This is a genomic window from Streptomyces sp. NPDC047453, assembly GCF_040643155.1.
GTDB lineage: Bacteria > Actinomycetota > Actinomycetes > Streptomycetales > Streptomycetaceae > Streptomyces.
On the sequence record NZ_JBEYTS010000004.1, the window covers coordinates 42,530 to 64,728 of the forward strand.

General features: G+C 72.4%; 19 protein-coding genes and 2 pseudogenes. 8 read left to right on the forward strand and 13 right to left on the reverse strand.

The window, feature by feature from the left end:
* Positions 1–41 precede the first annotated feature (41 nt).
* Complete coding sequence (locus ABZ818_RS05700; protein WP_361411274.1) at positions 42–1,055, reverse strand: SCO1860 family LAETG-anchored protein; 1,014 nt, start codon at positions 1,053–1,055, stop codon at positions 42–44.
* A 252-nt stretch (positions 1,056–1,307) separates the two neighbouring features.
* Positions 1,308–2,405, reverse strand: a complete 1,098-nt coding sequence (locus ABZ818_RS05705; protein WP_361411276.1) for an amidohydrolase family protein — start codon at positions 2,403–2,405, stop codon at positions 1,308–1,310.
* 127 nt (positions 2,406–2,532) lie between these two features.
* Between ABZ818_RS05705 and ABZ818_RS05710 the strand changes: the two genes are divergently transcribed.
* From ABZ818_RS05710 to thpD, 5 genes are all read left to right on the forward strand, one after another.
* A complete protein-coding gene (locus tag ABZ818_RS05710; RefSeq protein WP_361411278.1) occupies positions 2,533–3,636 on the forward strand; it encodes an aminotransferase class V-fold PLP-dependent enzyme in 1,104 nt (367 codons plus the stop codon).
* A gap of 443 nt (positions 3,637–4,079) precedes the next feature.
* On the forward strand, positions 4,080–4,619 hold the full coding sequence (ectA, locus tag ABZ818_RS05715; protein WP_361411280.1) for a diaminobutyrate acetyltransferase: 540 nt from the start codon (positions 4,080–4,082) through the stop codon (positions 4,617–4,619).
* A 103-nt stretch (positions 4,620–4,722) separates the two neighbouring features.
* The gene (gene ectB / locus ABZ818_RS05720) at positions 4,723–5,994 is read left to right on the forward strand and encodes a diaminobutyrate--2-oxoglutarate transaminase (RefSeq protein ID WP_361411282.1); all 1,272 of its coding nucleotides are present in this window, start codon (positions 4,723–4,725) and stop codon (positions 5,992–5,994) included.
* Between the two features lie 75 nt (positions 5,995–6,069).
* Positions 6,070–6,474, forward strand: coding sequence for an ectoine synthase (locus ABZ818_RS05725; RefSeq protein ID WP_361411284.1), 405 nt, complete (start codon positions 6,070–6,072; stop codon positions 6,472–6,474).
* Complete coding sequence (gene thpD / locus ABZ818_RS05730) at positions 6,471–7,370, forward strand: ectoine hydroxylase (protein WP_361411286.1); 900 nt, start codon at positions 6,471–6,473, stop codon at positions 7,368–7,370. Before ABZ818_RS05725 ends, thpD begins: the two co-directional genes overlap by 4 nt.
* A gap of 77 nt (positions 7,371–7,447) precedes the next feature.
* Here thpD and ABZ818_RS05735 read toward each other — a convergent pair whose 3' ends face one another.
* The 4 genes from ABZ818_RS05735 to ABZ818_RS05750 form a co-directional block, all read right to left on the reverse strand.
* The gene (locus ABZ818_RS05735) at positions 7,448–8,497 is read right to left on the reverse strand and encodes an aminotransferase class V-fold PLP-dependent enzyme (RefSeq protein WP_361411288.1); all 1,050 of its coding nucleotides are present in this window, start codon (positions 8,495–8,497) and stop codon (positions 7,448–7,450) included.
* 107 nt (positions 8,498–8,604) lie between these two features.
* Positions 8,605–9,327 (reverse strand): DsbA family oxidoreductase, encoded by a 723-nt coding sequence (locus ABZ818_RS05740; RefSeq protein ID WP_361411290.1) that lies wholly within the window; start codon positions 9,325–9,327, stop codon positions 8,605–8,607.
* 79 nt (positions 9,328–9,406) lie between these two features.
* A complete protein-coding gene (locus ABZ818_RS05745; RefSeq protein ID WP_361411292.1) occupies positions 9,407–9,910 on the reverse strand; it encodes a GNAT family N-acetyltransferase in 504 nt (167 codons plus the stop codon).
* Positions 9,911–9,959: 49 nt separating this feature from the next.
* A complete protein-coding gene (locus ABZ818_RS05750) occupies positions 9,960–11,486 on the reverse strand; it encodes an aldehyde dehydrogenase (NADP(+)) (RefSeq protein ID WP_361411294.1) in 1,527 nt (508 codons plus the stop codon).
* Between the two features lie 166 nt (positions 11,487–11,652).
* Between ABZ818_RS05750 and ABZ818_RS05755 the strand changes: the two genes are divergently transcribed.
* Both ABZ818_RS05755 and ABZ818_RS05760 read left to right on the forward strand, forming a co-directional pair.
* Entirely contained in the window at positions 11,653–12,426 is a 774-nt protein-coding gene (locus ABZ818_RS05755) for an IclR family transcriptional regulator (RefSeq protein WP_141362132.1), read from the forward strand.
* A 3-nt stretch (positions 12,427–12,429) separates the two neighbouring features.
* Positions 12,430–12,909, forward strand: coding sequence for a GNAT family N-acetyltransferase (locus tag ABZ818_RS05760; protein WP_361411296.1), 480 nt, complete (start codon positions 12,430–12,432; stop codon positions 12,907–12,909).
* 79 nt (positions 12,910–12,988) lie between these two features.
* On the opposite strand, the pseudogene ABZ818_RS05765 reads toward ABZ818_RS05760, so the two are convergent.
* The 6 genes and pseudogenes from ABZ818_RS05765 to ABZ818_RS05790 all read right to left on the reverse strand — a co-directional run.
* Positions 12,989–13,951 (reverse strand): annotated as a pseudogene (locus ABZ818_RS05765) (pectinesterase family protein); the annotation flags it as partial.
* 24 nt (positions 13,952–13,975) lie between these two features.
* Positions 13,976–14,905, reverse strand: a pseudogene (locus tag ABZ818_RS05770) (sugar ABC transporter permease).
* Positions 14,906–15,030: 125 nt separating this feature from the next.
* Positions 15,031–16,770 (reverse strand): L-arabinonate dehydratase, encoded by a 1,740-nt coding sequence (gene araD / locus ABZ818_RS05775; RefSeq protein ID WP_361411298.1) that lies wholly within the window; start codon positions 16,768–16,770, stop codon positions 15,031–15,033.
* Positions 16,767–17,675 (reverse strand): dihydrodipicolinate synthase family protein, encoded by a 909-nt coding sequence (locus tag ABZ818_RS05780; RefSeq protein ID WP_361411300.1) that lies wholly within the window; start codon positions 17,673–17,675, stop codon positions 16,767–16,769. The genes araD and ABZ818_RS05780 overlap by 4 nt, the downstream gene beginning before the upstream one ends.
* Complete coding sequence (locus ABZ818_RS05785) at positions 17,672–18,340, reverse strand: GntR family transcriptional regulator (RefSeq protein WP_361411302.1); 669 nt, start codon at positions 18,338–18,340, stop codon at positions 17,672–17,674. The genes ABZ818_RS05780 and ABZ818_RS05785 overlap by 4 nt, the downstream gene beginning before the upstream one ends.
* Positions 18,341–18,855: 515 nt before the next feature.
* A complete protein-coding gene (locus ABZ818_RS05790) occupies positions 18,856–19,443 on the reverse strand; it encodes a TIGR03086 family metal-binding protein (RefSeq protein ID WP_361411304.1) in 588 nt (195 codons plus the stop codon).
* 384 nt (positions 19,444–19,827) lie between these two features.
* Between ABZ818_RS05790 and ABZ818_RS05795 the strand changes: the two genes are divergently transcribed.
* Positions 19,828–21,060 carry an MFS transporter gene (locus ABZ818_RS05795; RefSeq protein ID WP_361411306.1) on the forward strand — a complete coding sequence of 411 codons (1,233 nt, stop codon included), beginning with the start codon at positions 19,828–19,830 and terminating at the stop codon, positions 21,058–21,060.
* Here the strand turns inward: ABZ818_RS05795 and ABZ818_RS05800 are convergent.
* A complete protein-coding gene (locus tag ABZ818_RS05800) occupies positions 20,997–22,160 on the reverse strand; it encodes a hypothetical protein (protein ID WP_361411308.1) in 1,164 nt (387 codons plus the stop codon). The genes ABZ818_RS05795 and ABZ818_RS05800 overlap by 64 nt on opposite strands.
* Positions 22,161–22,199 lie beyond the last annotated feature (39 nt).

Consider the following 22,199-nt stretch of genomic DNA (forward strand, 5'->3'; position numbering starts at 1 on the left):
CCGGTCCAGGACTTCCCGGCTGGGCCGCGGGGTCCGGGCCGTCAGCCCCGGCGCCGGCGTGCCACGGCCAGCGCGCCTCCACCCGCCGCCAGCAGGACGGCGGAGCCCGCCGCCAGGTAGGGGGTGAGGGAGCTGCCGCCCGTCTCCGCGAGGTCGACGGTCTTCTTCTCGGGTGCGGCCTGCGGCTTCACATCGGCGCTCTGGGGCTTCACGTCGCTGCTCCGGGGCTTCTCGTCGGTGCCCTGAGGCTTGTCGTCGCCACCCTCGTCGCCGCCCTGAGGCTTGTCGTCGCCGCCCTGGTCGGCGGGCGGGACCGCCTCCTTCTCCGGCGCCGTCGGGGACTCGCACGTCGCCTTGGCCAGGGTGACCGTGCCCTCCACCTCGGCCACGTTCAGCTTGAGCGGGTTGACGGAGACCTTGAGTTCCAGGGCCGTCGCCGCGGCCGTGCGGGAGGTCGTCTCGCGCTTCGAGAGGTCCAGGCGGACCTCGCCGACGCCGGGGACACGGACATCGGTCGTGCCGCCGGCGGTGAGCGTCACCCTCTTGCCGAGCACCCTCACGGAGCCCAGGACGTTGCTGCTCGCCACCGGGGACTCGCCGGCCTCGCAGGTCGCCTTGGACGTGACCTGGTCGACCTCGATCAGGGACAGCAGGGGCAGGCCGGGGACGTGGATGCGGGCGTGGGCCAGTTGAACCATGCCCTCCGCCTTGTCCGCGGAGACGGTCGCGTCGGTCTTCGCCACGTCCGCGCGGATCACGCTGAAGGGCTTCCCGCCGTCGACGCCGTCGAGACGGGCGGTCAGTGCCGTCTGCTGCGCGCTCTGCGGTGCCTCGACCTCGTTGAGGGAGACGGCGAGTGGGACGTTCACCGTCTTGTTGAGCAGGGACACGTCCAGCCCGGTGCGCAGGACGGAGGCGCTCGCGTGACCCTCCTGCCCACCGGTCGCGTGCGCGGAGCCCGCGCCGGCCAGCGTCACCGGGCCGGCGGCCAGGACGGTGGCCGCGGCGGCGGTGGCGCAACGGCGGGCGGACATGCGGAAGTTGTTGCCGTTCAAGGTGTGGGACCCCCAGAAAGGAATGCTTGGGACCCGGTAAGAATTACGTACTGAGGGTGAACGGTCAGCGATCCAGCGTGACTTCACCCCTTCGTGGGGTTTCCGTCCGTCCTTTCGATTCTCCCGGCACGGACGTTCCCATCCGCCCCTCGTGCACCTCCTCCGTGTACGAGCGCACGGACCATCACCCCGGCGCCCGCATCGGCGCGCACGCCCCCGAAATCGGTGACGTCACACGTCAACGTCCGGTTCTCAGCCCGTCACGCGGCCGTTCAGGACCACCCGTCGTGGTGCCGCCAGGGCGCGGACGTCCGCGCGCGGGTCCTCGTCGTAGACGACGAGGTCGGCGGGGGCGCCCTCGTCGAGGCCGGGGCGGCCCAGCCAGGTCCGGGCGCCCCAGGTCGTCGCCGAGAGGGCTTCGAGCGGCGGGATGCCGGCCGTGACCAGTTCGGCCACCTCGGCGGCCGCCAGGCCGTGGGGCAGGGAGCCGCCGGCGTCGGTGCCGACGTAGACCGGGATGCCGGCGTCGTGGGCGGCGCGGACGGTGTCGTAGCGGCGTTCGTGCAGGCGGCGCATATGGGCCGACCAGCGCGGGTACCTGGCCTCGCCGCCGTCGGCGAGGCCAGGGAAGGTGGCGATGTTGACGAGGGTGGGGACGATCGCGACGCCGCGTTCGGCGAACAGCGGGATCAGGTCCTCGGTCAGGCCCGTGGCGTGCTCGATGCAGTCGATGCCCGCCTCGACCAGGTCCCGGAGGGAGTCCTCCGCGAAGCAGTGGGCCGTGACGCGCGCGCCCAGGCGGTGGGCCTCCGCTATCGCCGCCTCGACCGCCTCGCGCGGCCAGCAGGCCGACAGGTCGCCGAGGTCGCGGTCGATCCAGTCGCCGACCAGCTTGACCCAGCCGTCGCCGCGCCGGGCCTCCTGGGCGACGTAGGCGACCAGGTCCTCCGGCTCGATCTCCCAGGCGTAGTTGCGGATGTAGCGGCGGGTGCGGGCGATGTGGCGGCCCGCGCGGATGATCTTCGGCAGGTCCTCGCGCTCGTCGATCCAGCGGGTGTCCGAGGGCGAGCCCGCGTCCCGGAGGAGGAGGGTGCCGGCCTCGCGGTCGGTGAGCGCCTGCTTCTCCGAGACGTCGTCGGGCACCGGTCCGTGCTCGTCGAGGCCGACGTGGCAGTGCGCGTCGACCAGTCCGGGCAGCACCCAGCCCTCGACGGTCGTCACGTCGGTGGCGCCGGCGGGGCGGTCGTAGGAGATCCGGCCGCCCACCACCCACAGCTCGTCCCGGACCTGGTCCTCGTCCGGGCCGACGAGCACCCGACCCTTCACGTGCAGCACCGCGTGATCGCTCATGCACCGCACCTTAATGAGCCGGTGCCCGCGGCGGACCACCCGGTCCGGGGTCACCGGGTGAAAGCGGGGCAGACCCGCCGACTACGCTCGACGCGTTCACCCTCGCCCGTACGAAGAGAGCACCGCCGTGACGAACCCGTTCCTGGACCTCGCTCCGCTGAGCGCCGACCGATTCGCCTCGATCGAGGACCGGGTGGCGCGACTGCTGGGCACCGAGCAGGATGTCGTGATCACGCAGGGCGAGGCGCTGCTGCCGCTGGAGGGCGCGATCAGGGGGACGGCCGGCCCCGGCACGACCGCGCTGAACGTGATCACCGGGCCGTACGGGCAGACGTTCGGCAACTGGCTGCGCGACTGCGGCGCGACGGTGTACGACCTGTCGGTGCCGTACCACACGGCAGCCACGGCGGACCAGGTCAGGGAGGCTTTCGCCGAGCACCCGGAGATCGACTTCGTGTCGCTGGTGCACGCGGAGGCGGCGACCGGCAACACCAATCCGGTCGCGGAGATCGGCAAGGCCGTGTCGGAGCAGGGGGCCCTGTTCTACCTGGACGCCGTGGCCTCGGTCGGCGCGGAACCGGTGCTGCCGGACGCGTGGGGTGTGGACCTGTGCGTGATCGGGGCGCAGAAGGCGATGGGCGGCCCGGCCGGGGTGTCGGCGGTGACGGTCAGCGAGCGCGCCTGGGCCCGGATGGCGGCGAACCCGCAGGCGCCGCGCCGCTCCTACCTGTCCCTGCTGGACTGGAAGGAGCGCTGGATCGACGGCGGCCGCAAGGCGCTGCTGCACGCGCCCGCGCAGTTGGAGATGCTGGCGCTCGAGGCCTGTCTCGAACGCATCGAGGCGGCCGGCCTGGACGCGGTGATGGACCGCCACCGCCGCGCCGCCGCGGCCACCCGCGCGGGTGCGCACGCCCTCGGCGGAGGCCTGGAGCCGTACGTGCACGAGGCGTCCGAGGCGGCCCCGGTCGCCACCACTCTGCGGGCCCCGTCGGGCATCGACGCCTCCGAGCTGGTGGCCCGCGCCCTGGCGGCCGGCCCCACCCTGCCCCTGGCCGCGGGCGGCGGCCCGCTCGCCAAGGAGATGATCCGCGTCAACCACTACGGGACGGACGCCACCCGGGACGTGGTCGAGGCCGCCCTGACGGCCCTGGGCGCCGCCCTGACCGGCCTCGGCACGACCGTGGACGTCACGGCAGCCCGGAACGCGGTCGCGGAGACCTGGCGGCCGTAGGCGCGCGGGCGGCGGGCCGGCCGGGGACCGGGATGTGGTGGTGTTCGTGAACATATGGACGGCACGATCGAGGACTACGCCCGGCACAATGGCGGGCCCGCATTCTCCAGAAGCGGATGGACGGGATTAACGGGGCTTGCCGGTGAGGCAATTCGGGAATTCAATTCTGGACAGCTTCCCATATTCTTCTGCCCCGTTTCCCCGGGCCTAAACGCAGAGATTTCATGAAGGCTCGGCGACGCAATTCGAAGGCCCCCGGCAGCGTTATGCGACTGTGACGCACTCCACAAAAGCGACCCTTTTGCCCAGTAAATTACGGACAAACCCACTCACATCGCCGCCCTCTCGCGCGATCACGCGCCCGCGCGATAACACACGAGTCCGGTTCACGTAAGGCTTCAGGGCGATGCAATTTTGAATTCTGCTCGGTAAGTTCATTCCACATGACTGCCGCCCAAGCAGACCTGCATTCCCCCCACACAGAATTGCCCGAGGCGCTCCGCATCGAGCGTCCCGCCCCCGCCGACGGCGCCGCACTCTGGCGGCTCGCGAAGGAATCCGGGACGCTCGATGTGAACTCCTCGTACAGCTATCTCCTCTGGTGCCGCGACTTCGCCGCCACGTCCGCGGTGGCGCGCGACGCCGACGGCGAGCCGGTCGGTTTCGTCACCGGATACGTGCGGCCCGACCGCCCGCACACCCTGCTCGTATGGCAGGTGGCGGTGGACGCCGGCCACCAAGGCCGGGGCCTGGCCGCCCGGCTGCTCGACGCGCTCACCTCCCGGGTCGCCGCCGAGCGCGGGCTCACCTCCGTGGAGACCACGATCACCCCGGGCAACACCGCCTCCGAGCGGCTCTTCACCTCCTACGCCGCCCGGCACGGCGCCACGGTCGAGCGCGAGGTCCTGTTCGGGGCCGAGCAGTTCCCGGACGGGCCGCACGACCCCGAGGTCCTCCACCGGATCGGTCCACTCTCCTTCTGACCGCTCCCCCTCCGGCTCTCCGGCCCCCGGCCACCTCTCCCTCCCCCGGCCACCTCTCCCTCCCCCGCCTCCCTCTCCCTCCCCCACCGAGGAGCGATTCGTCGTGACCATCACCCAGCCCGACCTGAGCGTCTTCGAGACCCTGGAGTCCGAGGTGCGCAGCTACTGCCGCGGCTGGCCCACCGTCTTCGACCAGGCGCGCGGCAGCCGCATGTACGACGAGGACGGCCACGAGTACCTCGACTTCTTCGCGGGCGCAGGCTCGCTCAACTACGGCCACAACAACCCCGTACTGAAACGGGCGTTGATCGACTACCTGGAGCGCGACGGGGTCACCCACGGGCTCGACATGTCGACCACCGCCAAGCGCACGTTCCTCCAGACCTTCCAGAACCTGGTCCTGCGCCCGCGCGACCTGCCGTACAAGGTGATGTTCCCGGGCCCGACCGGCACCAACGCCGTGGAGTCGGCGCTGAAGCTGGCCCGCAAGGTCAAGGGGCGCGAGGCGATCGTGTCGTTCACCAACGCCTTCCACGGCATGTCGCTGGGTTCCCTGGCCGTCACCGGGAACGCCTTCAAGCGGGCCGGCGCCGGCATCCCGCTCGTGCACGGCACGCCCATGCCGTTCGACAACTACTTCGACGGCAAGGTCCCGGACTTCCTGTGGTTCGAGCGGCTGCTGGAGGACCAGGGCTCCGGTCTGAACAAGCCGGCCGCCGTGATCGTCGAGACCGTGCAGGGCGAGGGCGGCATCAACGTCGCCCGGCCGGAGTGGCTGCGCGCGCTCAAGGAGCTGTGCGAGCGGCAGGACATGCTGCTGATCGTCGACGACATCCAGATGGGGTGCGGGCGCACCGGGGCCTTCTTCTCCTTCGAGGAGGCCGGCATCGTGCCCGACATCGTCACCGTCTCCAAGTCCATCAGCGGCTACGGCCTGCCGATGTCGCTGTGCCTGTTCCGGCCGGAGCTGGACGTGTGGGAGCCGGGCGAGCACAACGGCACCTTCCGCGGCAACAACCCGGCGTTCGTCACGGCCACCGCCGCCCTGGAGGCCTACTGGACGGACGGCTCGGCGATGGAGAAGCAGACCCGCGCCCGCGGTGAGCTGCTCGAGCAGTGGCTGATCTCGATCACCGAGGAGAACCTCGCGGACGTCAGCGAGTACCGGGGCCGGGGCCTGGTGTGGGGCCTGGAGTTCCACGACCCGCAGCGGGCCGGGCGGATCGCGCGGCGCGCCTTCGACCTCGGGCTGCTGGTCGAGACGTCCGGCCCGCAGGGCGAGGTCGTCAAGCTGCTGCCGGCGCTGACCATCACCCCCGAGGAGCTGGACGAGGGCATGAGCGTCCTCGCCCGCGCGGTCCGCGAGACCGCCTGACCACCGAGCGGCGGAGCACCAGAACACCGCAACACCGGAACACCGGAAAATCGACGCAAGGAGGCGCGTACCACCGTGATCGTCCGTTCGTTCAAGGACATCGAAGGCACCGACCGGCATGTGAAGGCCGCGTCCGGCACCTGGGAGAGCAAGCGCATCGTTCTCGCCAAGGAGAAGGTCGGCTTCTCCGTGCACGAGACGATCCTGTACGCGGGTACGGAGACGTCGATGTGGTACGCGAACCACATCGAGGCCGTCGTCTGCGTCGAGGGCGAGGCCGAGCTGACCGACCACGAGACCGGGAAGACCTACACGATCACGCCCGGGACCATGTACCTCCTCGACGGCCACGAGCGGCACACGCTCCGCGTCAAGGAGGACTTCCGCTGCATCTGCGTGTTCAACCCGCCCGTCACCGGCCGGGAGGACCACGACGAGAACGGCGTCTACCCCCTGCTCACCGAGCCCGAGGAGGTGTGAACACCACCATGAGCAACGTCACCGACCTGTACCCCACCCGCGGCGCCACCGAGGTGACCACTCCCCGCCAGGACCCGGTCGTCTGGGGCTCCCCCGACACGCCCGGACCGTTCGACGCCGCCGGCCTCCAGTCGTTCGAGCGCGACGGCTTCCTCGCCGTCGACCAGCTGATCACCGAGGACGAGGTCGCCGTCTACCGGCGGGAGCTGGACCGGCTGGTGGGCGACCCGGCGATCCGGGCCGACGAACGCTCCATCGTGGAACCGACGTCCAAGGAGATCCGCTCGGTCTTCGAGGTGCACCGGATCAGCGAGGTGTTCGCCGGGCTGGTACGGGACGAGCGCGTCGTCGGACGGGCCCGGCAGATCCTCGGCTCGGACGTGTACGTCCACCAGTCGCGGATCAACGTCAAGCCGGGCTTCGGGGCCAGCGGCTTCTACTGGCACTCGGACTTCGAGACCTGGCACGCCGAGGACGGCCTGCCGAACATGCGGACGGTGTCCGTCTCGATCGCGCTGACCGAGAACTACGACACCAACGGCGGCCTCATGATCATGCCGGGGTCGCACCGGACGTTCCTCGGCTGTGCGGGGGCCACGCCGAAGGACAACTACAAGAAGTCGCTTCAGATGCAGGACGCGGGCACGCCGTCCGACGAGGCGCTGACCGCAATGGCCGGGCAGTACGGCATCAAGCTGTTCACGGGCAGGGCCGGTTCGGCCACCTGGTTCGACTGCAACTGCATGCACGGCTCCGGCGACAACATCACGCCGTTCCCGCGCAGCAACGTGTTCATCGTCTTCAACAGCGTGGAGAACGCGGCGGTGGACCCGTTCTCGGCGCCGGTACGGCGTCCGGAGTTCATCGGGGCGCGGGACTTCACCCCGGTGCGGTGACCCGTGGGTGATACGGATCGGGGCCTCCTCGTGTGGGACGGGAGGCCCCGGCCCGTGTCCGGATCCCGGTGGCGGCCTCAGCCGGCCAGCGCGTCCAGCAGGCGGTCGACGTCGGCGGGCGTGTTGTAGAGGTGGAACGCGGCCCGCAGATTGCCCGCGCGCTGGGATACCTCGATGCCCTTGGCGCTCAACTCTCCCTGGCGGGCGCCGAGTCCGGGCACGGCGACGATCGGGGAGCCCGGCGCCCGGACCGGTTCGTGGCCGAGGGAGCGCAGCCCGGCACGGAAGCGGTCGGCGAGCGCGAGGTCGTGGGCGCGTACGGCGGACACCCCGAGTTCCTCGACGAGTTCGAGTGAACGGCGGGCGCCCGCGTAGCAGAAGAGGGCGGGACTCTCGTCGAACCGCCGGGCGGAGTGGGCGAGTTCCTCGACGGGGCCGTAGCAGCTGTCCCAGGGCCGCTCTCCCGCCACCCAGCCCGCGAACAGCGGGTCGAGGCCGCCGAGGTCGTCGGGGACGACCAGGAAGGCCACGCCTCTAGGGCACAGGAGCCACTTGAAGGCGACAGCGCTGACGTAGTCGTAGGCGTCCGCGTCGAGGTCCAGCCAGCCGGCGGCCTGGGAGGCGTCGACGTACACGCGCGCGCCGTGCTCGCGCGCGGCCGCGCGGATGGCGGGCAGGTCGGCGACGCGGCCGTCGGCCGACTGCGCGGCGCTCACCGCGACCAGGGCCGTGCCGGGCCGTACCGCCTCGGCGATCCGCTCCAACGGTGCGCTGCGCACCTTCAGATCCCGGCGGATGTGGAAGGGGTTCACCAGGGAGCTGAAGTCGCCCTCGATGGTGAGCACTTCGGCGCCCTCGGGCAGTGCGGCGGCGATCAGCCCGGTGTGGACGGCGACGGAGGCGCCGGCCGCCACGCGCCGGTCCGGCACCTTCATCAGCCGGGCGAAGGAGGCGCGGGCGGCCTCGACGTCGGCGAACATGTCGGTCGGCTGCCCGGCGGCGGCCGCCGCCACGGCGGTGCCCAGGGCCTCCACCGTACGGGCGGGCAGGAGACCGAGGGTCGCGCTGTTCAGATAGGTGGTCTTCGGGGCGAACTCGGCGCGGACGAGGGTCTCGAAGGTTTCCATGGGCCCACTGTGCGGCCCGTCGCGGCCCCTGTCCATCGCGCGTTTCTGCGGAGTGCTCCGAAGGATCCCTTATGCGTCCACCCCGACCTGCGGTTCGTCCTCGCCGCTCAGCTCCGCGGCACCGCGCATCCGTCCGGGCCGCAGGCGTCCCCGTCCGCGTCGCCGCCCTGGAGGAGGGTCAGTGGCGAGCGTTCGCCCCATGCCTGGGTGAGGGCCTGGGTGAAGACGTCGGCGGGCTGGGCACCGGAGACGCCGTACTTCCGGTCGAGCACGAAGAACGGCACCCCGGAGGCACCGAGTTGCGCGGCCTCCCGCTCGTCGGCGCGGACCTCGGCGGCGTAGGCGTCGGGGTCGGCGAGCACCTTCCGGGCGGCGTCGGCGTCGAGCCCGGCGGCGACGGCCAGCTCCACCAGCCGCTCGTCGCCCTCGGTGAAGACGGACCGCTCCTCGGCGAAGTTCGCCCGGTAGAGCGCGTCCAGCAACTCGCTCTGCCTGCCGTGCTCCTTGGCGAGGTGCAGCAGGCGGTGCATGTCGAAGGTGCTGCCGTGGTCCCGGCCCCGGGTGCGGTACGCGAGCCCCTCGGCGGCGGCCTGCCGTCCCAGGTTCTCCTCGCCGTCGTGCGCCTGGGCCTCGCTCATCCCGTACTTCTTGGTGAGCATGGTGATCACCGGCTGCACGTCGTCCTTGGCCCGCCCCGGATCCAGCTCGAACGACCGGTGCACCACCTCGACCTGCTCCCGGTGCGGGAAGGCCTCGAGTGCCTTCTCGAAGCGCGCCTTCCCGACGTAGCACCAGGGACAGGCGATGTCCGACCAGATCTCGACGCGCATGCTCTCGGCTCTCTCCCGCTCGTACGGAAGCGGAGGTGGACGCCCTCCGCCGGGTCCGTGAACGTTCAATCAGCGGGTTTCATTCCCCGGTCACCGTGTAGCGCAGCCACAGATGGCGGCCGTCCTCGTCGGCGGGCCGCAGCGGATCCGGGGTCCAGCCCTGCCGGGCGTAGAAGCGCTGCGCCCGTTCGTTGCCGGTGTGCACTTCCAGGACGGCCGTCCGCCTGCCGTCGGTGCGCCACTGCTCGACGCAGGCCGCGTGCAGCGCCGTGCCGATGCCCGAGCGCCAGTGGCCGGGGTCGACGTGGAACTGGAACAGCATGACCGTGTCCTCGGGGCCGTCCGGTGGGGTGCGGAAGGAGGCGATGCCGACGATGCGGCCCTGGTCGACGGCGCACAGCACATGGCCGTCGGGGCGCGCGATGGCCTCGTGCCATCGCGCGGTCCAGTCTGCGTCGGCGTCCGGGATGCCGTCCGGGTAGTACGTGGACCGCGCGCGCACCATCAGGTCGGAGACGGCCTCCGCCTCGGCGGGTACGGCCGTACGGATCACCAGGCGTCCGCCCGCACTGTTGTCGATCATGCGAGGGAGGACGCGGAGGCCCGGCGATCCGGTTCCGTGCTGTGCGGGGTCAGCGCTCCAGGTGGCCGTTGAAGCGGCGAGGCAGGCCGAGCGGATTGTCGTCGCGCAGCTCGGGCGGGAGCAGCGCCTCCGGGGCGTTCTGGTACGCCACCGGGCGCATCCACCGCTCGATCGCCGTGCCGCCGACGGAGGTGGACGTCGAGGTCGTCGCGGGGTAAGGGCCGCCGTGGTGCTGGGCCGGGGCCACCGCGACACCGGTCGGCCAGCCGTTGACGAGCACGCGTCCGGCGAGCGGGGTGAGCCGGGCGAGCAGTTCGGCGCCGCGTCCCTGGCCGGCCGCCTCCTCGGTGGACAGGTGCACGGTCGCGCTGAGGTTGCCGGGCAGCCGCGACAGGACGGCCTCGGCCTCGGTCTCGTCCTCGTAGCGGGCGACCACGGTGACCGGTCCGAAGCACTCCTCCAGGAGCACGTCGTGCTCCCCGTCCTCGGTGAGCTTCTCGGCCGGGACGGTCAGGAAGCCCGCGCTGACCGAGTGCTCGCCTCCCGCGCCCGGGGTGACCGGCGACTCGACGCCGGGCAGTGCGGAGCGCTCGGCGATGCCGGCGAGGAAGTTGTCGCGCATCCGGTGGTCGAGCAGGACGCCCGGGTCGGTGTCGCTGACGGCGTCGGTGAGCGACTTGACCAGGCCGTCGCCCGCGGCTCCGGACGGCACGAGGACCAGTCCGGGCTTCACGCAGAACTGCCCGACCCCCATCGTCATCGACCCGGCCAGCCCGGTCCCGATGGCCTCGGCCCGCTCGGCGGCCGCCGCCTCGGTGACGAGGACCGGGTTGAGCGACCCCAGCTCGCCGTGGAACGGGATCGGCGCCGGCCGCGCGGCCGCCGCGTCGAACAGGGCCCGGCCGCCGCGCACGGAACCGGTGAAGCCGGCGGCCGCCACCAGCGGGTGCCCGACGAGTTCGACGCCCGCCTCGAAGCCGTGGACGAGACCGATCACGGACTCGGGGACGCCGTGGTGCGCCGCCGCTCCGCGCAGCACCCTGGCGACCAGTTCGGACAGTGCCGGGTGGTCGGGGTGCGCCTTGACGACGACGGGGCAGCCCGCGGCGAGCGCGCTCGCGGTGTCGCCGCCGGCGACCGAGAAGGCGAAGGGGAAGTTGGAGGCGGAGTAGACGGCGACGACCCCGAGCGGCACCTTGAAGCGGCGCAGGTCCGGGATCGGCGGGGCCGCGGTGGCGTCGGGGTGGTTGATGATCACGTCGAGGAAGGCGCCCTCGTCGACGATGTCCGCGAAGGCCCGCAACTGGTAACAGGTCCGGGCCAGTTCGCCGGTGAGCCGGACCGGTCCGAGCGCGGTCTCGGCGTCGGCGGCCTCGACGAGCCGGTCCCGGGCACCTTCCAGCCGGTCGGCGGCGGAGCGCAGGAAGGCCGCGCGGACGGCGCGGCCGGCGAGCGCCCCGCGCGCCTCGTGCGCGGCCCGCACGACGGCGTCCACCTCCTGCGCTGTGGCCTCCACCGCAACCTGTTCCCGCTGCTTCCCGGTACGGGGGTCGACACTCCAGACTGGTGCTGCCACCGCGGATCCCTCCACATGTCTTGCCGCAGTATCCGGCCGGTCTCTACGGTCGGCCGGATTCGGGTCACCACCAGGGCGTTCGATATGCTGAACGCCGTCTCTGATGATGAATACACTGTCGGAGACTATATCTCCAGCTTCTCGTCGAACGAAGGGGTCCAGGGCGATGTCGGCAGGCGACGCAGGCGGCGGTGCGCAGGTCAAGTCCGCGGTACGGACCGTGGAGTTGCTCGAGTTCTTCGCCGGCCGACCCGGTATGCACTCGCTGGCCGCGGTCCAGGAGGCCGTCGGCTATCCCAAGTCCAGCCTGTACATGCTGCTCCGCACACTCGTCGAGCTGGGCTGGGTGGAGACCGACGCCACCGGCACGCGCTACGGCATCGGCGTGCGGGCGCTGCTCGTCGGCACCTCCTACATCGACGGCGACGAGGTGGTCGCGGCGGCCCGTCCCACGCTGGACCGGCTGTCCGACGACACCACCGAGACGATCCACCTCGCCCGTCTGGACGGCACGAACGTCGTCTACCTGGCCACCCGCCAGTCGCAGCACTATCTGCGCCCCTTCACCCGGGTCGGCCGCCGCCTGCCCGCCCACTCCACCTCGCTGGGCAAGGCGCTGCTGAGCACGTACACGGACGAGCAGGTGCGCAAGATGCTCCCCGAGACGCTGCCCGCGCTGACGGAGCACACCATCACCGACCGCGAGCGGCTCATCGAGGAACTGCATCAGATCCGCGAACAGGGGTACGCCGTCGACCGCGAGGAGAACACCCTGGGCCTGCGCTGCTTCGGGGTGGCGATCCCGTACCGCACCCCGGCCCGGGACGCGGTCAGCTGCTCGGTCCCGGTGGCACGCCTGACGCCGGCGCACGAGCAGATGGTGAAGGATGCTCTCTTCGACGCCCGTGACCGACTGACGCTCGCCACCCGGAGGCTGTGACACATGGAGGTCGTACTCCGCGAGGTCCACGACAGCGACCTGCCGGTGTTCTTCCGGCAGATGAACGACCCGGAGGCGCTGCGAATGGCCGCCTTCACCCCGAAGGACCCGGCCGACCACGAGGCTTTCGAGGCGCACTGGCGAAGGCTGCGCGCCTCGTCCGTCGTGCTGCGCACCGTCCTGCTGGACGGTGACGTGGTCGGCAGCGCCGCCGTCTACGGCGAGCCGGGCGAGCGCGAGGTCACCTACTGGGTGGACCGCGCCTACTGGGGCCGCGGCGTCGCCACGGCCGCGCTGCGCGCCCTGCTGGCCGAGGTCCCCGAACGCCCGCTGTACGCGCGGGCGGCGGCGGACAACGCCGGCTCGCTGCGGGTGCTCGCCAAGTGCGGCTTCCGGGAGTCCGCGCGGGCCCGGGGGTTCGCCGAGGCGCGCGGCGAGGAGATCGACGAGGTGGTGCTGTCGCTGCGGGCCGACACCGGGTGACAACGGGCGCGCGCGTGATGTGCCCCTGCGGACAATTCGCCTGCGCCACCCGCCGTTCATCTCGACCGGTCACGCGCCGTCAGCGCCCCCGCCACGGCGTCCAGTCGTCGAGGTACGCCTCCCGGGTCGCCGTCCGGGCCTCGGCGCGGGTGAGCTGGGGGCGGTCGGCCGGGCCGGTGATCCGCGCGCCGGGGCCGGAGTTGCGGTACTCGGCGAAACGCTGGTCCTTCCAGGGGTACGCGTCCGACATGTTGGCGTATGGCGTAACCGTGTCGATGCCCGCGCCGAGCCAGGTGTCGCGGACGGTCAGCATCGGGCGGGCGGTCGTGTCCGAGCTGGGCACCCAGGGGCGGGCGAGCTTGTAGCCGCCGTCCGGGGCCCGGCTGGTGACGCGGCCGTGCGTGACCAGGTAGCCGCGCGGGTTGGCGACCGCGGTGGAGGGCGCGAAGACGAAGCCGTACGGTGCCGCCGCCAGGTCGCTGCGGTCCAGCGCGCGGAAGTGGCAGTGCTCGAACACCGCGGTCGCCCGGCCGAAGACGAAGTCGACGTCGCCCTCGATGTGGCAGTGGGCGTAGTAGTGGCGGGCAAAGGCGGACAGGGTCCTGGTGTCGGCGTACGGGGTGTCCTGGTGGCCCAGGAAGCGGCAGTGCCAGAACGCCGAGCGGTCGCCCTGCACCTTGGCGGCGACGGCCTGGGTGCCGCTGACACCGGGGTGGTCCGCGCGCAGCCAGTCGTTGGCGAAGGTGACCCGGTGGGCGGTGAAGCCGTCCGCCTGGACGGTCGTGGTGGCCGATCCGCTGGTGCCGTAGGTGCCGCCGTCGGGTCTGGGTGTGCCGGCCGCGTTGTCGTACACGATCACCACGTCGCGGGCGTCGCCGGTGGCGCCGATCCAGGTCATGTCGGTGCGGGTGGCGTCCACGGAGACGGCCTCCCGGTAGGTGCCCGGCGCGAGGACCAGGGTCCAGCCGCCGCCCGCGGCCGCGTTCACCGCGGCCTGCACCTGGGTGAAGTCGCCGCGGCCGTGCGGGTCGACGTAGAGGGTGTGGCGCGGGCGCGATCTCGGTGATCACTTCTCACCTCCGAACTTGCTCAGCCGCAGATAGACGATCGAGCAGAAGGGCAGGATGACGAACGCCACCGTGGTCAGGGCGGAGGCGTAGCCGAAGTTGTGCTCGTCGACGCTGGTGTTGGCGATGTAGAGCGGCAGGGTGGTCGTCTCGCCGGCCGGTCCCCCGCCGGTGAGGGTGTAGAGCAGGTCGACGTTGTTGAACTCCCACACCGCGCGCAGCAGCGTGGACAGGACGATGGCCTTCAGATGGGGCAGGGTGATGTGCCAGGACTGCTTGAGCCGGCTCGCCCCGTCGACCTCGGCGGCCTCGTACAGGTCCGTCGAGACGGACTGGAGGTCGGCGAGGATGAGGATGGCGAAGAAGGGCACCCCGCGCCACAGGTCGGCGACCACCGCCGCCGGGAACACGGTGGAGGTGTCCGACAGCCAGCTGGTGCCGTAGGAGCCGATGCCCATGTCGGCGAGGTAACGGGTGATGCCGGTCTGGGAGTTGTAGAGCAGCACCCAGATCGCGGAGGTGAGCACGCCGGAGACGGCCCACGGGGAGAACACCAGGGCCCGGCCGAGCCCGCGGCCCACGAAGGTCTGGTTGACGATCAGGGCGAGGGCGAGTCCGAAGAGCAGTTGCAGCCCGACCTCGACGACCACCCACTTGGCGCTGAAGATCAGCGTGTCCCAGAACTGGGGGTCCTGGGTGAAGGCGTGGACGAAGTTGTCGAAGCCCGCGTATCCGTTCCGCCACGGCTTGGTGGGGTTGTAGTTCTGCAGGCTGTAGTAGAAGGCGCTGAGCACCGGCTAGGCGATGAAGCCCAGCATGAGCAGGGCGGCCGGGGCGATCAGCAGGTACGGAAGCCTGCGCGGCGTGGCGGAGGCACGGCGCCGCCGGGGTGGCGCGGGCGGTTTCGCCACGGCTGCGGCTTGGGCCATGACTGTTCTCCTCGGAGTGGGGCAGTGCGGCAGTCCATAGGAAGCGCTTGCTATCCACACGTGGGTGAAGCACTTCGGCTGAGGGGGCAGGGGTGGGGCAGTTCGTTCCGGGCGGGCCGGGCCGGCTACCCGGCGTACGGGTCCGGCACCTTCCCGGGCCGGGCCAGGAACTCGAAGTCGCAGCCGGTGTCGGCCTGGGTGATCTGTTCGGAGTACAGGGCGCCGTAGCCGCGCTCGTAACGCGCGGGCGGCGGCGTCCACTCGGCCCTGCGGCGTTCCAACTCCTCGTCGCCCACGTTGAGTCGGAGAGTGCGGGCCTCGACGTCGAGGGTGATCGGGTCGCCCGTGCGCACCAGCGCCAGCGGTCCGCCGACGTGGCTCTCGGGGGCGACGTGCAGCACGCAGGCGCCGTAACTCGTGCCGCTCATGCGGGCGTCGGAGATCCGGACCATGTCCCGCACGCCCTGCTTGAGCAGGTGATCGGGGATGGGCAGCATGCCGTACTCGGGCATTCCGGGTCCGCCCTTGGGGCCGGAGCCGCGCAGCACGAGCACGCTGTCGGCGGTGATGCCGAGCGAGGGATCGTTGATGGTGCGCTGCATGGTCCGGTAGTCGTCGAAGACGACGGCGGGCCCGGTGTGCTTGAGCAGGTGCGGCTCGGCGGCGATGTGCTTGACGACGGCGCCGTCCGGGCAGAGGTTGCCGCGCAGCACCGCCACGCCGCCCTCGTCCGCGACCGGGTTGCCGCGGGGCCGGATCACGTCGTCGTCGTGCACCTGCGCACCGGCGAGCTGTTCGCGCAGGGTGTCGTACGACACCGTCGGCCGGTCCAGGTGGAGCAGGTCCGGGATGCGGGAGAGGAAGCCGGGCAGGCCGCCGGCGAAGTGGAAGTCCTCCATGAGGTACGTCCGGCCGCCGGGGCGGACGTTGGCGAGGACCGGGACGGTGCGGGCGATGCGGTCGAAGTCGTCGAGGGTGAGCCGGACGCCCGCGCGGCCCGCCATGGCGATCAGGTGGATCACGGCGTTGGTGGAGCCGCCGAGCCCGAGGACGGTGGTGACCGCGTCCTCGAACGCCTCGCGGGTCAGGATCTCGCTCAGTCTCCGGTCCGCGCGGACGAGTTCGACGATCGTCATGCCCGCCCTGGCCGCCATCCGGTCGTGCCCGGAGTCCACGGCCGGGATGCTGGAGGCGCCGGGGACGGTCACGCCGAGGGCCTCGGCGGCGGCGGTCAGCGTGGAGGCCGTGCCCATGGTCATGCAGTGGCCGGGCGAGCGGGCCAGGCCGCTCTCCAGCTCGGCCATCTCGCAGTCGCCGATCAGGCCGGCCCGCTTGTCGTCCCAGTACTTCCACATGTCGGTGCCGGAGCCGAGGACCTCACCCCGCCAGTGGCCGGGCAGCATGGGCCCGGCGGGCACGAAGACGGTGGGCAGGTCGACGCTCGCGGCGCCCATCAGGAGGGCGGGGGTGGACTTGTCGCAGCCGCCCATCAGGACGGCGCCGTCGACCGGGTAGGAGCGCAGCAGCTCCTCGGTCTCCATGGCGAGCATGTTGCGGTAGAGCATCGGGGTCGGCTTCTGGAAGGTCTCGCTGAGCGTGGAGACCGGGAACTCCAGCGGGAAGCCGCCCGCCTGCCACACCCCGCGCTTGACCGCCTGGGCGCGGTCGCGCAGGTGGACGTGGCAGGGGTTGATGTCGGACCAGGTGTTGAGGATCGCGACGACCGGCTTGCCCAGGTGCTCCTCGGGCAGGTAGCCGAGCTGGCGGGTCCGGGCGCGGTGGCTGAAGGAGCGCAGGCCGTCGGTGCCGTACCACTGGTGGCTGCGCAGGTCCTCCGGGCGCCTGTCGCCCGGCCGGGCACTCATATCGACCACCCGGCGGCGATGGCGGCGACCTCGGCGCGTTCGCTCTCCGGCAGCGGCTTGCTCGGCGGGCGCACGTCCCGGCGGCACAGGCCGAGCGCGGCGAGGGCCTCCTTGACGACGGTGACGTTGTTCGCGGACCCGTTGGCCGCGCGCAGCTCCTCGAAGCGGCGGATCCGCTCCCAGACCTTCATCGCGGCCGGGTAGTCGCCGGCCCTGAGCGCCTGGAGCATGCTGACGGAGACGGCCGGGGCGACGTTGACCAGGCCGGAGGTGAAGCCGGTGGCGCCGGCGGAGAAGTAGGAGGGGGCGTAGGGCTCGGCGAGGCCGGCGACCCACACGAACCTGTCCAGGCCCGCGTCGCGGGCGAAGGCGCCGAAGCGGCTGGCGTCCGGTACGGCGTACTTGACGCCGATGACGTTCGGGCAGGCGTCGGCGAGTTCGGCCAGGCGGGCGCCGGGCAGCTGGGCGTTGCGGATGTAGGGGACGACGCCCAGCTCGGGCACGGCCTCGGCGATCGCGCGGTGGTAGTCGACCCAGCCGCCCTGGGAGACGTAGGGGTGCACGGGCTGGTGGACCATGACCATCTGCGCGCCCAGCTCGTGGGCCTGCCGGGCGGAGGCGACCGCGGTGGGCACGTCGTGGCCGACGCCGACCAGGATGTTCGCCCGGTCCCCGGTCTCCTCGACGGTCATCTCGGTGACCTGCTGCCGCTCCTCGGGGGTGAGGGCGTAGAACTCGCCGGTGTTGCCGTTGGGCGTGAGCGTCGTGATGCCGCCGTCGAGCAGACGGCGCAGCAGGGCCCGGTAGGTGGCGCTGTCGACGCCGCCGTCCTCGGTGAACGGGGTCACCGGGATCGCCACCACGTCGGCCAGGGCCGCCCGCTGGGTCTCGAACGCCGTTGTCATGCCTGACCGTCCTCTCCCTGGGCCTTCGACTCCGCTGAGGGGAAGGCCCGTTGCACGAACGACACGATGTGGGCGTGGAGGGCGCGGGCCGCGCCGTCCACGTCACCCTCCAGGGCAAGCCGCAGGATCTCCCGGTGCTCGGTGGCCTCCCGGTCCCAGGAGGGGTCGGCGGACCAGGCGACGGCGGAGACGAGGGCGGCCTGGTCGCGGACCTCGTCGAGCATCCGGCCGAGCAGCGGATTGCCGCAGGGCAGGTAGAGGGCGCGGTGGAACTCGCGGTTGGCGAGGGAGCGTTCGGCGGTGTCGGCGGCCTCGGCGGCCTGCTTCAGCGCGTCGCGGGCGGCGTCCAGGGAGGCGCCGCGGCGCACCGAGCGCCTGAGCGCCTCGGGCTCCAGCAGCAGCCGCACGTCGTAGACCTCGCGTGCCATGTCCGCGTCCACTTCGCGCACCGTGACGCCCTTGTACTGGTTCATCACGACCAGTCCGGTGCCGGCCAGGGTCTTCAGCGCCTCGCGCACCGGTGTCTTGGACACCCCGAACTGAGCGGCGAGTTCGGTCTCGACCAGGGCCTGACCGGGTGTCAGCCGCCCGGTGAGGATGCGGTGTTTGATCCCTTCCAGCACGACCTGCGTGCGGGAGGGGATCGGCGTGGGCACAGAGGTCATGCGCGCCTCTCGGATCTCGTCGATCACATCACGGCTCGGATCGCGAGTTTCTGATCTCGCGTATCGCGTCTCATATATGACGTACGAAGTACGACGCGATGAAGGTAAGAGAGGTCCGAGGTTTCGTCAATGCCTCCGACACAGGAAATCGCGCCGGGGAACGGCGGGTGCGGGGCGGGCGAACTCGGCGGCGGGTGGGGGGTGGTAAGACGCGTCGGGTGTTCGCCTTCGCGATGCGGTTCGGCGGGGGTGCCGACGGCCGGGAGGCCGGCCGCGGACCGCCGAGGAGCGTGCGCACGGCCTGTGGGCCTGCCTCCGCGCCACGGGTGACGACGCACGTGGCAGGGCTGTCTCGCGCGGAGACTGGGCGCCGAGCGGCCCGAAGAAGCCCCGCGACCGCTGCGTGCGGTGGCGGGGCATGAGGGGCCGGGATCACGGCGGCCGAAAGCGTGTGCCGCCGCAACTCCGGGAAGATCGGCTCGTGTTCGGACTGGTGCTTGCCGTCCCTCGGCCGTTCAGGGCTTCCAGCCGGGATCGCGGCCGCTCAGGCCCACCGCCCGGTCGAGCAGCGGGGCGTCCTCGGGGACGGGGACGACGGGTCCGAACGGGCCGTTGCCGCTGTTCGGGTCGTCGGCCGCCGCGCGCAGGAAGCCGTACGACGCCCGCAGTGCGGCGGGGTCGGGCTCGTAGTCCTGGCCGGTGGCCCGGGCCAGGTCCCAGCCGTGGATCACCAGTTCGTCGGCGGCCACCGCCCCGGCGACCTGGCCCGGCAGGTCCACGCCGCCCGCGCGGGTCATGCCGGTCCAGGCGGCCGGGTCGCGCCAGACCTCGGCGAGCTCGTCGAGGGCCTTGGGCAGCTCCTCGCGCCAGCCGGGGCCGAGGTCAGGCGCGGCGGCGTCGGGGCTGGTGTCGGTCGTGGCGCCCAAGTCCTTGCGGCCCGCGTCCCGGAAGGCCACCGCCAGGCCGATCAGGTGTCCCAGCAGGTTGCGCACCGCATAGTCCGGGCACGGTGTCACCGCGCCGAGCTGCTCCTCACGCACACCCTCGGCAAGCCGCGCCACGAGACGGGCCTGCGGACCGAGATCAAGGATCGTGTCGGTCATCGCTCCTCCACTCCTGCTCTTACGTACAGGAGGTGGACCGCCGCCGCCCCCAAAACTCATCGCCCACGGCACGGCGACCTGGCGGCCAGGGCCCACGCCGGGACCCCCGCCGACCCACCGGCGAGGACCGCCCGCCACGAACCGCTCCGGAACGGGACCGCCGGTACCCGACCACGCCCCGGCGGCGCGACCGACAGCTCCTGGCACAACCCGTCCGACCGGAACTCGACACCCACGCTCAGGCCCCGGCCCCGCCGCTCGCCACCCGCCCACGCCCCCGTGACATGACTCACGACCGCCGGCGGATCGTCCGCCGGGCGGGCCCGGGTTCTACGGCACCCGACGGATCCGTGGGGTGGGGCCTTAGGGCGACGATCGGGCGGTATGACGACGGAATGGACCCTGGTTCGGGTGCTGCGGGACCGCGCGGCGGGGCTGTGTCTGGCCGCTGTGGTGGTCTCGGGTTTCGGCACGTCGGCGCTGTGGCTGGCCTCGGGGGTGTGGGTCAAGGACCTCACCGGCTCGAACGGGCTGGCCGCGCTGTGCCTGCTGGCGATGTGGGCGCCGACCCTGGCCGGCCCGGCGCTCGGCACGCTCGCCGACCGCGCCCGCCGCGGCCCTCTGCTGATCGCCGCGAACCTGCTGCTGGCGGCGCTCCTGCTCGCCCTCCTCACCGTCGACTCCCCCGGCCGCGTCTGGGTGCTGTACGGGGTGCTGTTCCTCTACGGCGCCACGGGCGTCGTGGAGGACGCGGCGCAGTCGGCGCTCGTCGCCACCGCCGTCGACCCGAAGCTGCTCGGCGACTTCAACGGGCTGCGGATGACCGCCAACGAGGGCATGAAGCTGCTGGCCCCGCTGGCGGGCGCGGGCCTGTACGCGGCGTACGGCGGCCGCTGCGTGGCCCTGCTCGACGCGGCCACGTTCCTGCTCGCCGCCGGTCTGTACGCGCTGCTGCGAATCCATGAGGACAAGCCCCGCCGGCCCGAGGGCTCCTGGCGTACGCAGACCGCCGAGGGCGCCCGCCACCTGTGGTCCCACCCGCGGCTGCGGCCCCTGGTACTGGCCGGCGGCGCCACGATGCTGTGGACCGGGGTGAACGGCGCGCTGGTCTACGCCGTCGTCGACGGCCTCGGCCGCGCGCCCGCGTACGCCGGGGTGCTGTACGCCGTCCAGGGCGCAGGCTCGGTCGCGGTCGGCCTCGCCTCCGGGGCGGCCCTGCGCCGCCTGGGCGGCCGCCGCTTCGCGGCCTGCGGCATCGCCCTCACGGCCGTCGGCGTGGCCCTGCGCGCGATCCCGTCCGACCCGGTGGCCCTGATGTGCAGCGCGGCGATCGGCGCGGGTCTGCCCTGCGTACTGATCGCCGCGCTCACCGCGGTCCAGCGCGAGAGTCCGGCACAGTTGCTCGGCCGCGCGACCGCCACCGCCCACACCCTGCTCTTCGTGCCCAACGTCCTCGGCCTGGCCGCGGGAGCCGCCCTGGTCGGCGCCGTCGGCCTCCCCGTGCTGCTGACCGTCCTGGGCCTGGGACTCCTGGTGGCGTCGGGGGCGCTGCTTCAGCGGCCCGCGAGCGCCGAGCGCGCCGCCGCCAAGTCGACGTCCGACGCCAACCCGGCGTGATAGAGCCGCAGTTCCGTCGCCCCCAGGTCGCGCGCCCGGGCGATGTCCCGGCCCAGGGTGCCCGGGCTGCCGCCCATGCCGGAGACGATCGTGAAGTTGGCGGCCACGACGGCGTCCCGACGGCCCTGCTCGGCGAACGGGGTCAGCGGGCCGGAACCGCCCGTGCAGGGGACCACCACGCCGTCCGCCACGGACAGGATGTGGGCGGGGTCGACCCCGGCGTTGGCGCCGCAGTGGTAGGACACCGGATCGGCGTGCAGAAGGACCTGGAAGCCGTCGGGGGCCGCCACGCGGACCGCCGCGACCGCCGCCTCCTGGAGGGTGCGGGCGGTGTGGTCGCGCCATGCGCGGGTGGCGTCCGCCCTGGTCTCGCCGAGCAGTTTCACCACACCGGCCCAGCCGCCGTCGGAGCGCGCCCCCTGCCACACCGGTTCCAGCGCGCTCCGCACGGCCCGCGCCAACTCTTCAGATTCCAGGCCCTGTTCGCCGTAGCCGGCGCGGCAGGCGGGGCAGAAGCACAGGGACATCAGGTACTGCCCGGCGTCCCCGAGCCCCACCCCGGCGGTCTTGTCGTGGGCGTGCAGATGGGCGAGCCCGTACCAGCCGAGGGACTCCAGCTCGGTGCCGCGCGCCCCGGGCCGGACGGCCGCCTCGGCGGCCAGTTCGGTCAGGTACGCGCGCGTGGCGGGCTGGGCGACGCACGGCGCCCACGGGTAGCGGTCGCCGTAGGCGTTGACGACGGAGGTGTCCGGATGCTCCGCGCCCAGGCGGGAGTTGTGCGCGAGGACGACCCAGGTGTGCACCTCCAGCCCGGCCTCGGCCAGGGCCGCCGCCGCCTCGCCGTACGCGTCGCCCGGCGCCCAGTCGCCGGCCGGGTACGGGCGCAGCGTCCGGCCCTCCCAGCGGTCGTCCACCGAGTACAGCACGGCGGCGTGCTCGGCGGTGACCACGCGGTGGCGCGGGTGGCGGGGGGTCAGCGCGCGCGTGGAGTGGTAGGCGGCGGCGAGCGTCACCTGCTCCACTCCGAGGGCGGCCAGGCGGCCGGGCGCCTCGGGGTCACCGTTGACGTCCCAGGGGTAGACGAAGGCCGAGGTCTTCACGCTTCCTCCTCGTCGAGCAGCGCGCGGCCACGCTCGATC

Bases quoted from the DNA above. Each gene is read 5' to 3' on its own strand.
- ABZ818_RS05705 (WP_361411276.1), bottom strand. From the start codon at position 2,405: ATGAGCGATCACGCGGTGCTGCACGTGAAGGGTCGGGTGCTCGTCGGC.
- ectA (WP_361411280.1), top strand. From the start codon at position 4,080: ATGACTGCCGCCCAAGCAGACCTGCATTCCCCCCACACAGAATTGCCC.
- ABZ818_RS05735 (WP_361411288.1), bottom strand. From the start codon at position 8,497: ATGGAAACCTTCGAGACCCTCGTCCGCGCCGAGTTCGCCCCGAAGACC.
- ABZ818_RS05740 (WP_361411290.1), bottom strand. From the start codon at position 9,327: ATGCGCGTCGAGATCTGGTCGGACATCGCCTGTCCCTGGTGCTACGTC.
- ABZ818_RS05745 (WP_361411292.1), bottom strand. From the start codon at position 9,910: ATGATCGACAACAGTGCGGGCGGACGCCTGGTGATCCGTACGGCCGTA.
- ABZ818_RS05755 (WP_141362132.1), top strand. From the start codon at position 11,653: ATGTCGGCAGGCGACGCAGGCGGCGGTGCGCAGGTCAAGTCCGCGGTA.
- ABZ818_RS05760 (WP_361411296.1), top strand. From the start codon at position 12,430: ATGGAGGTCGTACTCCGCGAGGTCCACGACAGCGACCTGCCGGTGTTC.
- araD (WP_361411298.1), bottom strand. From the start codon at position 16,770: ATGAGTGCCCGGCCGGGCGACAGGCGCCCGGAGGACCTGCGCAGCCAC.
- ABZ818_RS05780 (WP_361411300.1), bottom strand. From the start codon at position 17,675: ATGACAACGGCGTTCGAGACCCAGCGGGCGGCCCTGGCCGACGTGGTG.
- ABZ818_RS05785 (WP_361411302.1), bottom strand. From the start codon at position 18,340: ATGACCTCTGTGCCCACGCCGATCCCCTCCCGCACGCAGGTCGTGCTG.
- ABZ818_RS05790 (WP_361411304.1), bottom strand. From the start codon at position 19,443: ATGACCGACACGATCCTTGATCTCGGTCCGCAGGCCCGTCTCGTGGCG.
- ABZ818_RS05795 (WP_361411306.1), top strand. From the start codon at position 19,828: ATGACGACGGAATGGACCCTGGTTCGGGTGCTGCGGGACCGCGCGGCG.